Annotated in this window: 10 protein-coding genes; 6 read left to right on the forward strand and 4 right to left on the reverse strand. The window is 65.2% G+C overall.

Annotated elements, in window-relative coordinates; translation table 11 throughout:
• Positions 1-70 precede the first annotated feature (70 nt).
• Positions 71-1564, reverse strand: a complete 1494-nt coding sequence (gene amaB, locus AAGT95_RS02355; protein WP_342595395.1) for an L-piperidine-6-carboxylate dehydrogenase — start codon at positions 1562-1564, stop codon at positions 71-73.
• Positions 1565-1683: 119 nt separating this feature from the next.
• On the opposite strand from amaB, the gene AAGT95_RS02360 reads away from it, so the two are divergent.
• The 3 genes from AAGT95_RS02360 to hglS all read left to right on the forward strand — a co-directional run bounded on the left by AAGT95_RS02360 (position 1684) and on the right by hglS (position 5466).
• Entirely contained in the window at positions 1684-2616 is a 933-nt protein-coding gene (locus tag AAGT95_RS02360) for a LysR substrate-binding domain-containing protein (protein WP_342595396.1), read from the forward strand.
• Between the two features lie 120 nt (positions 2617-2736).
• Entirely contained in the window at positions 2737-3990 is a 1254-nt protein-coding gene (locus AAGT95_RS02365) for a 2-aminoadipate transaminase (protein ID WP_342595397.1), read from the forward strand.
• Positions 3991-4062: 72 nt separating this feature from the next.
• Entirely contained in the window at positions 4063-5466 is a 1404-nt protein-coding gene (gene hglS / locus AAGT95_RS02370; RefSeq protein ID WP_342595398.1) for a 2-oxoadipate dioxygenase/decarboxylase HglS, read from the forward strand.
• Between the two features lie 132 nt (positions 5467-5598).
• Here the strand turns inward: hglS and purL are convergent, their stop codons facing one another.
• Positions 5599-9513, reverse strand: a complete 3915-nt coding sequence (gene purL, locus AAGT95_RS02375) for a phosphoribosylformylglycinamidine synthase (protein ID WP_342596571.1) — start codon at positions 9511-9513, stop codon at positions 5599-5601.
• 273 nt (positions 9514-9786) lie between these two features.
• Here purL and mltF point away from each other — a divergent pair, with 273 nt between their 5' ends.
• On the forward strand, positions 9787-11238 hold the full coding sequence (mltF, locus tag AAGT95_RS02380) for a membrane-bound lytic murein transglycosylase MltF (RefSeq protein WP_110598028.1): 1452 nt from the start codon (positions 9787-9789) through the stop codon (positions 11236-11238).
• Between the two features lie 33 nt (positions 11239-11271).
• A complete protein-coding gene (locus tag AAGT95_RS02385) occupies positions 11272-13230 on the forward strand; it encodes a diguanylate cyclase (RefSeq protein WP_342595399.1) in 1959 nt (652 codons plus the stop codon).
• Positions 13231-13242: 12 nt separating this feature from the next.
• On the opposite strand, the gene tadA is transcribed toward AAGT95_RS02385, so the two are convergent.
• On the reverse strand, positions 13243-13707 hold the full coding sequence (tadA, locus tag AAGT95_RS02390; protein ID WP_342596572.1) for a tRNA adenosine(34) deaminase TadA: 465 nt from the start codon (positions 13705-13707) through the stop codon (positions 13243-13245).
• Positions 13708-13807: 100 nt separating this feature from the next.
• Here tadA and AAGT95_RS02395 point away from each other — a divergent pair, with 100 nt between their 5' ends.
• Positions 13808-14620, forward strand: a complete 813-nt coding sequence (locus AAGT95_RS02395) for an acyl-CoA thioesterase domain-containing protein (protein WP_110598030.1) — start codon at positions 13808-13810, stop codon at positions 14618-14620.
• A 401-nt stretch (positions 14621-15021) separates the two neighbouring features.
• Here AAGT95_RS02395 and AAGT95_RS02400 read toward each other — a convergent pair whose 3' ends face one another.
• Entirely contained in the window at positions 15022-16281 is a 1260-nt protein-coding gene (locus tag AAGT95_RS02400) for an MFS transporter (protein ID WP_342595400.1), read from the reverse strand.
• Between the last annotated feature and the right edge of the window lie 329 nt (positions 16282-16610).

A 16610-nucleotide genomic window follows, 5' to 3' on the forward strand; every position in this document is an offset into this window, starting at 1 on the left:
GCGTATCGGGGATCGCGTTGGAGACTGCGGAAAGGCGTGCCGGAGCGCAGGAGGGCGCTCCGGCGAGGCGTCAGTCGAACTTGATGCCCTGGGCCAGCGGCAGCTCGCGCGAGTAGTTGACGGTATTGGTCTGGCGGCGCATGTAGCTCTTCCACACGTCGGAGCCGGACTCACGCCCGCCGCCGGTCTCCTTCTCGCCGCCGAAGGCGCCACCGATCTCGGCGCCGCTGGGGCCGATGTTGACGTTGGCGATGCCGCAGTCGCTGCCCTGGTCGGAGACGAAGGCTTCGGCCTCGCGCACGTCGGTGGTGAAGATGCACGACGACAGTCCCTGCGGCACGTCGTTGTTGAGCGCCAGCGCCTGGTCGAAGTCGCGGTAGCCGAGCACGTAGAGGATCGGCGCGAAGGTCTCGTGCCTGACCAGCTCGTCCTGCTCGGCGACCTCGACGATCGCCGGCGAGACGTAGTAGCCATTGGGATAGGTCTCGGCCAGCTGGCGCTCGCCGCCGAAGACCTTGGCCCCCTGCTGGCGTGCTTTCTCCAGCACCGACTGCATCTGATCGAAGGCCTGGGCATCGATCAGCGGGCCGACCAGGTTGCCCTGCATCGGGTCGCCGATGGTGACGTTGGCGTAGGCTTTCTTGATCCGCTCGACCACTTCGTCACGCACCGATTCGTGGACGATCAGGCGGCGCAGGGTGGTGCAGCGCTGGCCGGCGGTACCGACCGCCGAGAACAGGATGCCGCGCACGGCCATGTCGAGATCGGCACTGGGGGCCAGGATCATGGCGTTGTTGCCGCCCAGCTCGAGAATGCTGCGACCGAAGCGCGCGGCGACCCGGGGCGCGACTTCACGTCCCATGCGGGTGCTGCCGGTGGCGCTGATCAGCGGCACCCGCGGATCGTCGGTGAGGGCTTCGCCGGCCTCGCGCTCGCCGATGATCACCTGGCTCAGATCCTGCGGGGCGTCGTCGCCGAAGTCGGCCATGGCTCGCTCCAGCAGGGCCTGGCAGGCGAGCGCACACAGCGGGGTCTTCTCGGAGGGCTTCCACAGCAGGCTGTTGCCGCACACCAGCGCCAGCGCGGCGTTCCAGGCCCAGGGCGCGACCGGGAAGTTGAAGGCGGTGATCAGGCCGATCGGCCCCAGCGGATGCCAGCTCTCGCGCATGTGGTGGCCGGGGCGCTCGGAGGCGATGGTCAGGCCGTAGAGCTGGCGCGACTGACCCACGGCGAGATCGCAGATATCGATCATCTCCTGGACCTCGCCCAGCCCCTCCTGCAGGATCTTGCCGCACTCCAGCGTGACCAGTGCGCCGAGATCCTCCTTGTGCCAGCGCAGCTGCTCGCCGAACAGCCGTACCAACTCGCCGCGCCGCGGGGCCGGCACCTGACGCCAGGCCGCGAAGGCGCGCTCGGCGCGGTCGATACGCGCGGTCACTGCTGCCGCGGATTCGGTGCTGACCCGGCCCAGCTCGCCGCCGTCGGTGGGCGAGGTGATCACGTAGTCGCCGTCGCGGTAGGCCGAAGTCGCCACGCCGAGGCGTCCGAGGATCTCGTCGATCATGTTGTTCTCCTGCTGCCGGAACGAAAAAGGTGTCGCGGCAGTATTGCGCCGGCCATTGACGCGCCACAAACGACGTTTTATACCGACGTCATTCCTTTTTTTCCTGTCAGCAGGCTGCCATGAATCGTCGTCACCTCCCCACCCTCACCGCCATGCAGTGCTTCGAGGCCGCGGCACGCCATTTGAGCTTCACCCGCGCCGCCGACGAGCTGAGCCTGACCCAGAGCGCAGTGAGCAAGCAGGTCGCCCAGCTCGAGGCGATTCTCGAACATCCGCTGTTCCGCCGCGTGCGACGCCGGCTGCAGGTCACCCCGGAGGGGTCGCTCTATCTCACCGAGGTGCGCAAGGTGCTGGCCCAGGTCGAGATGTCGACCCGCTACATGCAGTCCTACGGCGGCGAGAGCGAGGTGCTCAATGTCACCACCCTGCCGACCTTCGGCGCGCGCTGGCTGGTGCCGCGGCTCAACGGTTTCCGCCTGCGCTACCCCGGCGTCTATCTCAATATCGGTATCCGCACGCAGCCGTTCGATCTCGAACAGGAGCGGGTCGACGCCGCCTTCTTCTACGGCCGCGGCGTCTGGCCCAAGGCGGAGTGCATCCATATGCTCGACGAGGAGATGGTGGCGGTATGCGCGCCCTCGCTGGTGCCCACCGGCGGCTTCGACGACCCGCTCGCGCTCACCCAGCAGGTGCTGCTGCAGAGCGATTCGCGCCCTGAGGCGTGGCACGCCTGGTTCGCCGATCAGCGGCTCTACACCCAGCACAGCTATCACGGGCCGCGCTTCGATACCTTCGAGATGCTGCTGCGTGCGGCGCGAGTGGGCTGCGGGGTGGCGCTGGTGCCGCGGGTGCTCGCCGCCGAGGAGCTCGATCAGGGGCTGCTGGTGCAGGCCTGGCCCCACGCGCTCGCGAGCCGCGACGCCTATTATCTCGCCTATCCCGAACACAAGGGCGAGGTGGCCAAGGTGCGCGGCTTTCTCGACTGGATGTGCGAGCATCGCGACCGCCCCACCCTGGGGCCGGTGCAGGCGCCCGCACCGACCGACGCATAGCCGGCGGGAGAATCCAGAATTTTTGGAATGATACCGCGGCTTTTTTTCGTTTGAAGCGCCGCCTGCCGGGCTGCTTTGATGACCCCGAACCGTCATCGTCGCCACCGCAGGTAGCCGCCCATGGAGTTTCCCCACGTCAGCCACGCCCTCGGGGTGGTCCACCCGATCTGTCTGGAGCGCGGCGCCAACGCCGAGGTCTGGGATGAGCAGGGCCAGCGCTATATCGACTTCATCGCCGGCATCGGCGTACTCAACCTGGGGCACGGCCACCCCCGCGTCCTGGCGGCCATCCAGGCGCAGTTAAGCAAGCTGACCCACTCGGCCTTCAACGCCCTGCCCCACCGCGGCTATCTCGATCTGGCCCAGGCGCTCGATGAGTTCGTGCCGGTCAGCTATCCCCTCAGCTGCATGCTCACCAACAGCGGCGCCGAGGCGACCGAGAACGCGCTCAAGCTCGCCCGCGCCCATACCGGGCGCACCGCGGTGATCGCCTTCGACGACGCCTTCCACGGACGCACCCTGGCGGCACTCAACCTGGGCGGCAAGGTCGCCCCCTACAAGCAGCGTCTGGGCAGCCTGCCCGGCCCGGTGCATCACCTGCCGTTCCCGGGGCCGGACAGCGGGGTCGACGCCGCCACGGCCCTGGCCGCGCTGGAGCGGCTGTTCGCGGTCGAGGTCGACGCCGAGGAGGTCGCCGCGATCATCGTCGAACCGGTGCAGGGCGACGGCGGCTTCCGCCGGCTCTGCCCCGAGTTCGCCCGCCAGCTGCAAGCGCGCTGCCAGGCGCTGGGCATCCTGCTGATCTTCGACGAGATCCAGTCCGGCTTCGGGCGTACCGGGGCGCGCTTCGCGTTCTCGCAGCTGGAGGTCGAGCCCGACCTGCTGCTGCTGGGCAAGAGCATGGCCGCGGGGCTGCCGCTGGCGGCGGTGGCGGGCCGCGAGACAGTGATGAACGCCCTGCCCCGGGGCGGGCTGGGCGGCACCTACTCGGGCAACGCCCTGGCCTGCGCGGCAGCCCTGGCGGTGATCGCGGAGATGAGCGACGCCAACCTGGCACGCTGGTCACAGGCGATCGAGTCGCGCGTGCTGGCCCACCACCGCGAGTGGCAAGCCAGCGGCCGCTACCCCATGGTCGGTGCCCTCACCGGGATCGGGGCGATGCGCGGCATCATGCTCGAGGACACCCCCAACGCCAGCGGCGCCGAGCACCTGAGCGCGCTGCTCGCCGCGGCGCGCGCACGCGGCCTGCTGCTGATGCCCAGCGGGCGCAAGCGCAACGTGCTGCGCCTGCTGCCGCCGCTGACCAGTGAACCCGAGATTCTCGATGAGGGCCTGGCGCGGCTCGGCGAGGCCCTGGCCACGCTGCGCGCCTGAGCGCGTCACGCCCTGGCCACCCCCCAATCCGCCCCCCCCCTTTTTGACGCGCCCCCTTGCAGGAGACTTGCCATGCCCTCTTTTCTCTCCCCCGACGCGATTCGCGATCGCTTCTCGCGCGCCATGTCGGCGATGTACCAGGCCGAGGTGCCCCAGTACGGCACGCTTCTCGAACTGGTCGAGACCGTCAACCGCGAGACCCTCGCGGGCGACCCCGAGCTGGCCGCCAAGCTGGATGCCCACGACGATCTGGCGCGCCTCGACGTCGAGCGCCACGGCGCCATTCGCGTGGGCACAGCGGCAGAGCTGGCCGGCCTGCGCCGGCTGTTCGCGGTGATGGGCATGCAGCCGGTGGGCTACTACGATCTCGCCGCGGCGGGGGTGCCAGTCCATTCCACCGCCTTCCGCCCGGTGGACGATGCCGCGCTGGCACGCAATCCGTTCCGCGTCTTCACCTCGCTGCTGCGCCTGGAGCTGATCGAGGATGCCCAGCTGCGCGAGCGCGCCGCAGACATCCTTGCGTCACGCCAGATCTTTACCCCGGAGGCGCTGGCGCTGATCGAGCGCCACGAAGACCAGGGCGGGCTGAGCGAAGAGGACGCCGAGCGCTTCGTCGCCGCCGCGCTGGAGACCTTCCGCTGGCACCGCGAGGCGACCGTGGACTGGCCCACCTACTGCGCCCTGCACGACCAGCACCGGCTGATCGCCGACGTGGTCTGCTTCCGCGGCCCGCATATCAACCACCTGACCCCGCGCACCCTCGACATCGATTCGGTTCAGCGCCGCATGCCCGAGGCCGGGATCACCCCCAAGGCGGTGATCGAGGGTCCGCCCCGGCGCGCCTGCCCGATTCTGCTGCGCCAGACCAGCTTCAAGGCGCTGGAGGAGGAGATTCGTTTTGCCGACCGCCAGCAGGGCTCGCACAGCGCGCGCTTCGGCGAGATCGAGCAGCGCGGCATGGCGCTGACGCCGGCCGGGCGCGAGCGCTACGACCGCCTGCTAGCGACCGCCCGCGAGCGCAGCCAGGGCCTCGACAACACCGCCCACCAGCAGCTGCTCGACGACGTCTTCACGGCGTTTCCCGATGATGCTGCTCAGCTACGTCACCAAGGGCTGGCCTACTTCGATTACCGCCTGACCCCGGCGGGCGAGGCGGTCAGAGAGGCGGCGGTGAGTGGGGAGAGGGCGGACCTGGCGGCCGTGGATCTGGCCACAGTGGACCTGGAAGCAGCGATCGCCCGCGGCTGGGTCAGCGCCCAGCCGATCACCTACGAGGACTTCCTGCCGGTGAGTGCGGCCGGCATCTTCCAGTCCAATCTCGGCGATGCGCGCAGCGACGGCTACGCCGGCCACGCCAACCGTGACGACTTCGAGCAGGCGCTGGGGGCAGAGGTCATCGACGAGCTTTCGCTCTATGCCCGGCGCGAGAATGCCTCGCTTGAGAAACTACGCGCCTTGATAGGATTCGAGCGATAACGGATCCAAGCACTAGAGGGGCGGACACACTCCACTCCAAGAAGAGACCCATAAAAAACCGGCTTGCTCCAGGATAGTGATCCCAGGGCAAGCCGGTTTTCGTCATAACGCCGCTGGCGTCACGTCTTTACATCATCCGACCCAGACACGGGCATTGCGGAACATCCGCATCCAGGCGCCGTCCTGCTTCCACTCCGGCGGCCGCCAGGAGTTGGTCACCGCGCGGGCGACCCGCTCCGGGTGGGGCATCATGATGGTGACGCGGCCGTTCGGCGTGGTCAGGCCAGTGATACCGGCCGGCGAGCCGTTGGGGTTGGCCGGATAGCGCGTCGTCACCTGGCCTTCGTTGTCGATATAGCGCATCGCGATCTGGCCGCTGGTCTGCATGCTGCGCAGGTGGCCGCTATCCTCGAACAGCGCCTGGCCCTCGCCGTGGGCGACGGCGATCGGCAAGGTCGAACCGGCCATGCCAGCGAGCAGGATCGACGGGCTCTCCTCGACCTGGACCATCGACACGCGCGCCTCGAACTGCTCCGAGCCGTTGCGGACGAAGAGCGGCCAGCGCTCGGCGCCGGGAATCAGCTCCTTCAGCTGCGAGAACATCTGGCAGCCGTTGCAGACGCCGAGGCCGAAGGTGTCTTCACGTTCGAAGAAGGCCGCGAACTGATCGCGCGCAGCGGCATTGTAGAGCGCCGACTTGGCCCAGCCGCCACCGGCACCGAGCACGTCGCCGTAGGAGAAGCCGCCGCAGCCGACCAGGCCCTTCATGTCGTCGAGGGTGAGGCGCCCGGCGAGAATGTCGCTCATGTGAACGTCGACCGCCTCGAAGCCGGCACGGTCGAAGGCCGCCGCCATTTCCACGTGCCCGTTGACCCCCTGCTCGCGCAGGATCGCCACCCGTGGCCGTACGCCGGTCTGGAGGTAAGGCGCGGCGATGTCGTCGTCGACATCGAAGGTCGGGCTGGCCGACAGCCCCGGATCGCGCAGGTTGAGCAGCCCGTCGAATTCGCTCTTGGCGGACTCCGGGTTGTCGCGCAGCGCCTGCATCCGATAGCTGGTTTCCGACCAGACACGCTGGGTCATGGCCCGAGTGGTTTCCAGCAGCGGCTCCTCGAACAGCGTGACGCGGACCTGATCGTCATAGCGCGGACGGGCGATGACGCCACAGGTCTCGAGGCCGGCCGCGGCGAACTGCGCCAGCACGAATTCGGTGTCCTGGCGGTTGACCTGGATCACCGCGCCGAGTTCTTCGGCGAACAGGGCATCCACCGCGCCGACGGCATCGTCGGTGAGCCAGTCGAGCTTGATCTCGAGCCCGCCGCGGCCGGCGAAGGCCATCTCCAGCAGGGTCACGATCAGGCCGCCGTCGCTGCGGTCGTGGTAGGCGAGCAGCTTGCCGTCGGCGTTGAGTCCCTGAATGACGCTGAAGAACGCCACCAGATCCTCGGCTTCGTCCAGATCCGGGCAGACGTTGCCGACCTGGCCATAGACCTGCGCCAGGGCGGAGCCGCCGAGCCGATGCTGGCCGCGACCGAGATCGATCAGAATCAGGTCGCTCTCGTCCTGGTCGAGGCGCAGCTGCGGGGTAAGCGTGCGCAGCGCGTCGGTGACCGGGGCAAAGCCGGTGATATTGAGCGTCAGCGGTGCGGTAATGCTTTTCTCGTCACCCGCTTCCGTCTGCCAGGCGGTGCGCATCGACATCGAGTCCTTGCCCACCGGCACGGCGATGCCAAGCTGAGGGCACAGCTCCATGCCCACCGCGTGCACGGCATCGTAGAGCGCCTGGTTCTCGCCGACGTGATCGGCGGCACTCATCCAGTTGGCGGAGAGCTTGATGTCGGAGAGCTTTTCGATCGGCGCGGCGGCGAGGTTGGTGATCGCTTCCGCCACCGCCAGGCGCGCGCTCGCCGCCGGGTCGATCAAGGCCACCGGCGGCCGCTCGCCCATCGCCATCGCTTCGCCGGCATGGGTATCGAAGCTGGCAGTGGTGACCGCACAGTCGGCGACGGGCACCTGCCACGGGCCGACCATCTGGTCGCGGGCGACCTGACCGGTAATCGAGCGGTCGCCGATGGTGATCAGGAAGCTCTTCGAGGCCACGGTCGGCAGGCGCAGCACGCGATCCAGCGCTTCCCGCAGGTCGAGATTGTCGAGCCCGAGGCCGGGCAGGTTGAGGGTGTGACGTTCGAAGCTGCGCTGCATCTTGGGCGGCTTGCCGAACAGTACACTCATCGGCAGGTCGACCGGATCGGCCTCGAAATGACCGTCGCGAACCGCCAGGTGATGAGACTCGGTCGCCTCGCCGACCACCGCGTAGGGGCAGCGCTCGCGGGCACACAGCGCGTCGAAGCGCTCGAGCTGCGCCGGCGTCACCGCCAGCACGTAGCGCTCCTGGGCCTCGTTGCACCAGATCTCCAGCGGGCTCATGCCGGGCTCGGCATTGGGCACCGCGCGCAGATCGAACAGGCCGCCGCGACCGCCATCCTTGACCAGCTCCGGCAGGGCGTTGGAGAGCCCGCCGGCGCCGACGTCATGGATGAAGGCGATGGGGTTGTCGTCGCCCAGCGCCCAGCAGCGATCGATCACTTCCTGAGCGCGGCGCTCCATCTCCGGGTTGTCGCGCTGCACCGAGGCGAAGTCGAGGTCCTCGCTGGAGGCACCCGACGCCATCGACGATGCCGCGCCGCCGCCGAGGCCAATCAGCATCGCCGGGCCGCCCATCACGATCAGCTTGGCGCCAACGGGAATCTCGCCCTTGAGCACGTGAGCGTCGCGCACGTTGCCGTAGCCGCCGGCCAGCATCACCGGCTTGTGATAGCCGCGGCGCTCGATGCCGGCGGCGCCGACGGCGTCGAGCTCGAAGGTGCGGAAGAAACCGTTGAGATTGGGCCGACCGAACTCATTGTTGAACGCCGCCCCGCCAATCGGACCTTCGAGCATGATGTCGAGGGCCGACTGAATCCGCTCGGGCTTGCCGTAGTCGAACGCCTCCCACGGCTGCACGAACTCGGGGATGCGCAGGTTGGAGACGGTGAAGCCAGTCAGCCCCGCCTTGGGCTTGCCGCCACGCCCCGTGGCGCCCTCGTCGCGAATCTCGCCGCCGGCACCGGTGGCCGCCCCCGGATGCGGCGCGATGGCCGTCGGGTGGTTGTGGGTCTCCACCTTCATCAGGATGTGGATCGGTTCCCGAGTCGCGCCGTAGACCTGATCTTCGGGCGAGGGGAAGAAGCGCCCCGCCGTCGACCCCTCGATGATCGCGGCGTTGTCGCTGTAGGCCGAGAGCACCTTGTCGCCGGACTGCTCGAAGGTGTTCTTGATCATCTTGAACAGCGAGCGGCTCTGCGGCTCGCCGTCGATGACCCAGTCGGCATTGAAGATCTTGTGGCGGCAGTGCTCGGAGTTGGCCTGGGCGAACATCATCAACTCGACGTCCGTCGGATTGCGGCCCAGCGCCTCGAACGCTTCGACCAGATAGTCGATCTCGTCTTCCGCCAGTGCCAGGCCGAGCTGGCTATTGGCATCCGCCAGCGCCGGGCGTCCGCCCTCGATCACGTCGATGGTCGCCAGCGGTGCCGGCTGGTGATGGGAGAACAGCTTGGCGGCATCGCTGGCGTCGTACAGCACGGTTTCCGTCATGCGGTCATGCAGACGCGAGACAAGGATGTCGTAGGCATCGGCGGTCGGCGCACTTTTCAGCGTCAGCCGATAGGCGATACCACGCTCGATGCGCGCGACCTGCCCGAGCCCGCAATTGTGGGCGATATCGGTCGCCTTGGATGACCACGGCGAGATGGTGCCGATACGGGGCACGACCAGGAACAGATGCCCCTCGGGCGGCGTGTCCCGTCCGGGTTCGGCGCCGTGGCCATAGTCCAGCAGCCGCTCCAGCACCCGACGTGCCTCATCGTCGAGCTCGTCATGGTGGTCGACGAAATGAACGTAGTGCGCCTTGAGAGACTCGACTTCGGGAACGGCGGCGCGAAGATCGGCGAGCAGTTTGGCGTGACGGAATGCAGATAGCGCGGGGGCGCCTTGCAATTCGAGCATGGCGTGGAAAGCCTCCAGGACGGTCGAGGATCGCATTTGTCTCGTGCGAGACGGGCAGCAATGCCGGGATCAGGGCGACATGATACTGGAAAGCGACGACGCTCGCTAAGGCAACGGAACCGGCGCCGGCCGATGCCCCTGCGGGGCGCCAGGCCGTCCCTTGCACCGAAGCCGCGCCCCCGCCTTGCGGGACGTGTAGCGTGGTAGCCAATAGATGACAGCGGGACGGCGGCCGGCTATGGTGTGCCGTCACGCTCTCACCGATCCGACTGCATGGCCAAGCTCCTGACACGTCTGCGGCGCGCACTGGTACTGCTGTTGGCGCTGACGATCGTCCTCTGCCCCGCTCAATGGGTACCGCCTTTCAGCGACGGACTCGAGCCGATCCAGAAGCGCGGTTTCCTGCAGGTGGCGACACGCGGCGGGCCGATCACCTTCTATTCCGGGGGCCATGGCCCGACCGGCTTCGAATACGAGCTGATGCGCCGTTTCTCGGCGTCGCTGGGAGTCAGCCTGTCGGTCGATACCGAAGCCAGTATCGGAAGCGTCATCGGCCAGGTGAGGCGTGGCGACGCAGACGTGGGGGCCGCCGCCCTGGCACTCGACCTGGATCGGGAAGGCATCCGCTACAGCCAGCCGATCCTGACGCTGCAGCCGCTGGTGGTCTACCGCCGCGGTCTCCCTCCGGTACGCACGCTGGACGATCTTCCGGGGTTGCGTATCGGCGTCATTGCCGATTCCGGCAATGCCGCGGCGCTGCGCACGCAGCAGCGAAATCTGCCGGGGCTGGGCTGGAAGGAAGCCGAAGGCCTGACCATCGCCGATCTGATGGAGATGGTCGAGCGTGGCGACCTCGATGCCGCAGTGGTCTACACCCAGCAATTCAGGCTCAACCGGTTGTTCTTTCCCAATGTCGAGCGCGGTTTCCCACTGGGCAAGCCCGTGAGCCTGGCCTGGGCCTTCTCGGCGAATCAGCCGATCGACCTGCTCAGCGCCGCCAACGATTTCCTGGAAGACCAGCGTCGCAACGGCAAGCTCGACGAACTCGTGGGGCGCTACTTCGGCCACGACGACTATCTCGAATACGTCGGCGCCCGACTGTTCATTCACCATGTCGGGACGCGGCTGCCGCGCTTCGTGCCTTACTTCAAGGAGGCCGCCCGGGAGACCGGCTTCGACTGGCATCTTCTGGCCGCGCTCGGCTTTCAGGAGTCGCACTGGGAGGCCGATGCCGAATCGCCGACCGGCGTTCGCGGGCTGATGATGCTGACGCACCCCACCGCCGAAGAGGTCGGCATCGACAATCGTCTCGACCCGCGACAGAGTATCGACGGTGGCGCCAGATACCTGCTTCAAGTCAAACAGCGCCTGGCCGATAACATACCTGAGCCCGATCGAACCTGGATGGCGCTCGCCGCCTACAATGTCGGCCTGGGACACCTGTTCGACGCCCAGGAAATCGTCCGCATGCGCGGCGGCGATCCCGAGCGCTGGGCCGACGTCCGCGAAGCGCTGCCGCTGCTGCAGGAGCGCGAGTGGTACTCCCGGGTGCGCCACGGTTACGCTCGTGGCGGCGAACCGGTAATCTACGTTCGTAACATCCGCCGTTATTACGAGATACTGAAGTACGTCAATCGCAGCCAGCAACAGTTTAACCAACTGGGCGAGCGCGCGCTGGACGACGAGGGCACCACGCCCTTCGAAATCGTCGCTCCGCTGCTGTAATCGGCGACCGCGCCGTGGAGAACCATAACGCCTATGCCTATGGTGGTGTCTCGTCTGTCGCTGTACCTGGCGTTTCCGGTCGCGCTAATCGCCCTCCTCCCCGCCGGCGGACCGGATCAACGCTGGTTGCTGATGCCACTGCTGGGCGCGCTCTGGCTAGGCCAGATCTCCGCATTGCACCAGTGGATCCGGGCCAGTCGCTGGCTGCTGATTCCCACCGGGCTCCTTGCCCTGACCATCCTTGCCAGTTATCTGGTGGCGGAGACCTGGCTCAGTGTCGATATCTGGCAGCGCTGGCTCGATCATCTGCCAGGCGGCTGGGAGCTCTTCCGCAGCCGACCGCCGGTTCTCTCGCTCTGCATGATCTTCGGGCTGACCCTCAACGTGCTGTTGCTGTCGCGCCTTGGCCTGGGCTCACCGATTCTGCTGCTGCTGGTCGCCATGGGCGGCGTCTGGCTCAGCTACCGCTCGTTGGCTCCACCGCCGCAATACGCCTCCAGCACGACGGCAGTGCCCCTGGCGATCCTGGCGGCGTTATGGCTGCTCTGGTCTGCCCAGGGCCTTGCGCTTCTTCCCACGCTCCGCCGCTACTGGCGGCGGATCCTGCCACCCTTGGCAGCCGGCGGGCTGATCGCGCTGCTGGCCATGGTCAGCTGGCAGGAGCAACGGCAGACCGACAACCTGCGCCTGTATGACCTTGCCGCCGACGAAGGCGACGACATCGCCACCTGGATGGCTTCGGAGACCGCCTCCCATCTCAAGGCGATGCGACGCTTCACCAGTTTCTGGAACATGCTGGGCTATATTCCGTCCCGCTCCGAGTGGGAGCAACAGGCCAGGCGATACCATGACGACTTCGGCTACTTCCGCAACATCGCCTTCATCAACCTCGACGGTACCGTCATCCGCGTCTATCCGTTACGAGGCAATCAGAAGGTACTCGGCACCAACCTCTACCTGTCGGATTTACAGAGCCGAGAGGCACTGGATCACCCGCTGGTCTACGGCATCGAGGGGCAGACCGGGATCGTCGACTTCATTCAGGGTGGGCGCGGCGTGATCAGCTATATCCCGGTACGCGATGTCGTCGATGGAACCCTGCGCGGTGCCGTGGGGATGGTGGTGAGCGTCGACGAGCTGCTCAATTCGCTACTGGCGCAGACGTCCAACCAGGATCGCGCGGTGACCCTCAGTAGCGACCGCCAGCTCTACTTTCACTACGGCCCGCTGGGCAATCTCGCGGACTGGCGGTATCAACAGTCGGTCGCCCTGGGTGCCGACCGGCTGACCCTGAGCGTGGCGCCGTCTCTGCACTGGTTACAGGTCCAGCGGAGTCGGCTGCCGGAGATCACCCTCGTCTTCGGCATCCTGCTGGCCTACCTGCTGCACATGGTGCTCTATATCTACAGGAGACTGGCCCATCAGCATCGCCTGGCGAACCGGGCCAACGCCTCTCTGCGCGAGGAGATGAAGGAGCGCGAGCGCCTTCAGCAGGAGATCGAATGGATCGCCCGCCACGACGAGTTGACCCAACTGCCCAATCGTCGCGAACTGCTGCGCTGGATGGACGATCATCGGGACCCGCTACCGCTGGCACTGCTGATCTGCGATCTGGACCACTTCAAAAGCGTCAACGACCACTTCGGCCACCTGGAGGGGGACCGTTATCTCAAGACGATCGCCCAGCGCTGCCGGCTACCGGTCGAACGGGCGGGCGGGCTGTTCGCCCGTTACGGAGGAGAGGAGTTCGTGGCCTGCCTGCCGAACTGCGATCGCCGGACCGCCGGAGAGATCGCCGAGGCGCTGCGCCGGGCGGTGGCCGAGAGTGGCCTGCTCCTGCCGGGCGACGTGCCGGTGACGCTCAGCATCGGCGTCAGTATCACCGACGAGCCTCCGATCCGTCGCGATCGACTCTTCCAGGCCGCCGACGAGTCGCTCTATCGCGCCAAACAGGGCGGACGCAATCGCGTGATTCTCACCGACGCCAGCTGATCCGGGTCACGGCTACGGGTCAGCCCGCCGGCGTTCCCGGAAGAATTGCTGAAGCAAGCGCTTCGCCGGCGCGGCCAGCACGCCACCCTCGATCTCGACCCGGTGGTTGAACCAGGGCTGCGCGAAGAGGTTGGCGCGGGATTCGACCATACCGCCCTTGGGCTCCGCAGTCGCGTAGACGACCCGCCGAATCCGGGCATGGATGATCGCCCCCGTGCACATGAGGCAGGGCTCGAGCGTGACGAACAGCGTACAGTCGTCCAGCCGGTAATTGCCCAGCGCCCGCGCCGCGCTTCTCAGCGCCTGCACCTCGGCATGGGCGGTCGGATCCTGACCACCGACGGGGCAGTTGTAGCCGGCGCCGATCGGCTCGCCCCGGCCATCGACGACCACGGCGCCAACCGGCACCTCGCCAGCCTCCAGCGCCAGCCGGGCCTGCTCCAGCGCCCGGTGCATGTAGAATTCGTCGTTGCGTATCATGATCGTCCCGTATTGCCGCGCCGCGTCGCGGCGAGTCACCATCGAGCAGGATATACTCGTGACCAGCCATCATCGACGCGCCATCAAGGATACCCGAATGACACAAGCGCTGAACGACCTTATCCAGCTTCTTGGCCTGGAAGCGCTGGAGGAGAACCTGTTCCGTGGTCAGAGCCAGGACCTGGGGCTGCCGCAACTGTTCGGCGGTCAGGCTCTGGGCCAATCCGCCGCCGCCGCGACCCGCACGGTGCCCGAGGATCGCTACCTGCACTCGCTGCACGGCTACTTCCTCCGCCCCGGCGACGCCCAGCTCCCGGTGATCTACTCCGTCGACCGCGTTCGCGATGGCGGCAGCTTCACGACGCGGCGCGTCACCGCGATTCAAAAAGGCAAACCGATATTCTTCTGCAGCGCCTCCTTCCAGGGACGGGAACACGGCCTGAGCCACCAACCCAAGGCGCCGGCGGTACCCACGCCCGAGGCGCTGCTGGCGGAGGGCAAGGCGGTCCACCAGCGCTTTCGCGGACACCCCGTCGAATTCATCACCGTGGAAGAGCGCCATGACTGTCCGCCCTCGCGGATGATCTGGTTCCGCATGGCCGGCGGCCCGATGCCGGACGACCCGGCACTGCACCGCTACCTGCTCTCCTACAGCTCGGACTTCAACCTGCTGTTGACCTCGCTGCTGGCCCACGATGTGGAGTTCGGCGATCCACGCCTGCGCATCGCCAGCCTGGATCACGCCCTGTGGATCCACGAGGACCCCAGGATCGACGAGTGGTTGCTGTACGTGATGGAGAGCCCCTGGGCGGGCGGCGCACGCGGTTTCGCTCGTGGCAGCTTCTACGACCGCGACGGCCGCCTGGTGGCCTCGACGGCGCAGGAGGGATTGGTGAGGGTTCAGCCCTGAGCCGCGAAGTCATCGGGCGCTACCCGAAACGGAAACAGCGCCAGTGCACCACTGGCTGAAAGCGGAGAGACACCAGACGCTTGTCACCGACTCCGCCAGCGATGCTTCGCTTCGAGGAGTGCCTTGTACCGCCGCTTATCTGGCTTTCACGAGCCGTTGCCACGCGAGCCCGGTAAAACGTCACGGGCTCGAGTAAAATTTTTCGAACTGCGCTGCCCACCGCACTGCATACAGGGGGAGCGCCCCGACAGCTCATTACAGAGCAGAGAGCCTCCCTCACCGCTGCGAGCCGCTACCACAGGCCAGCGAGCCATGGGCCCACAAGGAGACATCGGATAAAGGAGGACAACATCCAAGCCACATTTATTCATTCACCTGGACCACAGTTCATGCACAACACTCTACCCTTTCTCGGATCGCAGCTCGTCTTGAAAGTCCATCGCCCACAACGGAATGACAAGCACGATAGCAATGACCATAAACGCAGGAGTCGGGTCTCCAGCGACATCCAGAGCCAGCCCCAACCATGACCCCAGCATAAACAAAACCGAAGAAAGTGTATGGGATAAGCCAAGTGCGCTGGCAAACTGACCACCTGAATACCTTTTTTGCCGCGCAGTAACATTCACGAAATATATCCAGCTAGCAAAAACCGAGCTCGAAAATAAATAGACTGACGACAATACAATAAATATCAATTTTCCACCGAACATGAAACAACCTGACAGCGCCAGAAAAAAGGCCACAAGATTGAGCATCAACAGAACAATAAGGCAACCAGCAACATTGGCCGAGAACTTGTAAACCCTGATAAATCTTCTGCCCAACCACGGTCCGATCACCATTCCAACCCCGCCAATCATAATGAAAAAGGCGATCGCCCCACCTGCATTCTCAAAATACTGCGATATCCATATCACCAGATACATACTCGTCAAACCGGACGTTAGCGAGATCGTAGGAACCAGCAATGCGGCGCCAGGAGCATAGCTAAGCAACTCGGTGCGGAAGCGTGTTCGAGAGCTACCTTTATCCAAAGACCCGTTACCCACCTGGAGCTCAACCAAGTCAGAACACCTCAAAGAGGCCAGCCTAAAGAAAAGGCCTGCCGCAGAGAAAACGGCATTCGCCAAAATCAAGAGCAAGATAGAAGACTCTACAACCAGACTCCCCAAGGGCTTTGCTACTATTAAAGAAACGGCAGGAACCAACATGAGCACAGTGGCGTTAAAATTGAGCGCAGCGGATTCCGACACTCTGGATATATTTTCGGCATACATCTCCTCCGCCAAATCGACCAGAGTTGGAAGAAACGATACGGACAATATGTAGATCGACAAAACCAGCGCAGGGTTAACAGGAACCGACCAAATCACGAGAATTGCCAATGCCGACAGAAAAATATCAGCACACTCACAGAACACCAATATACTGCCTGCTCTAAATCTCGCCAGGTACCTGGCAAAAAAGACACTCGATGAGTCCAACAGGCGTGTAATAGTAGAATATACTGGCACCCAGGCTAGCGGCAAGAAACCCAATGCAACCATGGAGGGCACACTACCTTCAACAAGCATCGTTCCAAAAAAAGAGGAAAGAAATCCCAGTAGCATCAAATTACTGGAAGTTTTCAGAGCACGAAAAATACTCGTTACCGACATGCCATCACCAATTGGCGAGCGGTGTCATTCAAGACGTAACCGGATATTTGCAGGCTGTCTGACCGGAAAATGAAACTCTCACTGACCTGAAAGCCAATATCAGCTGCCCCTTACCTTCATGGTCAGCATCGGACTGCTCTCTCATGGCTCGAGCGATGCAGACTATCGAGCCTCCTATTTTCTCCGACGTAGAAAGCCGAAGTAGAAAGAACACCTAGAGGATAAACATCGACCAATGATGACCCGATAGCGACAGATCCTCCAACGTTTTCAGAACTGGGAGTTCTTGCAACTCTCCAGACATCGAGGGCACCGATCTTAGCTCGTGC

The sequence above is a fragment of the Salinicola lusitanus genome (assembly GCF_038648475.1).
Taxonomy (GTDB): domain Bacteria; phylum Pseudomonadota; class Gammaproteobacteria; order Pseudomonadales; family Halomonadaceae; genus Salinicola; species Salinicola lusitanus.

Excerpts from the sequence above, each read along its gene's own strand:
- hglS (WP_342595398.1), top strand. The coding sequence starts at position 4,063 with ATGCCCTCTTTTCTCTCCCCCGACGCGATTCGCGATCGCTTCTCGCGC.
- AAGT95_RS02395 (WP_110598030.1), top strand. The coding sequence starts at position 13,808 with ATGACACAAGCGCTGAACGACCTTATCCAGCTTCTTGGCCTGGAAGCG.
- purL (WP_342596571.1), bottom strand. The coding sequence starts at position 9,513 with ATGCTCGAATTGCAAGGCGCCCCCGCGCTATCTGCATTCCGTCACGCC.
- mltF (WP_110598028.1), top strand. The coding sequence starts at position 9,787 with ATGGCCAAGCTCCTGACACGTCTGCGGCGCGCACTGGTACTGCTGTTG.
- AAGT95_RS02385 (WP_342595399.1), top strand. The coding sequence starts at position 11,272 with ATGCCTATGGTGGTGTCTCGTCTGTCGCTGTACCTGGCGTTTCCGGTC.
- AAGT95_RS02360 (WP_342595396.1), top strand. The coding sequence starts at position 1,684 with ATGAATCGTCGTCACCTCCCCACCCTCACCGCCATGCAGTGCTTCGAG.
- AAGT95_RS02400 (WP_342595400.1), bottom strand. The coding sequence starts at position 16,281 with ATGTCGGTAACGAGTATTTTTCGTGCTCTGAAAACTTCCAGTAATTTG.
- AAGT95_RS02365 (WP_342595397.1), top strand. The coding sequence starts at position 2,737 with ATGGAGTTTCCCCACGTCAGCCACGCCCTCGGGGTGGTCCACCCGATC.
- amaB (WP_342595395.1), bottom strand. The coding sequence starts at position 1,564 with ATGATCGACGAGATCCTCGGACGCCTCGGCGTGGCGACTTCGGCCTAC.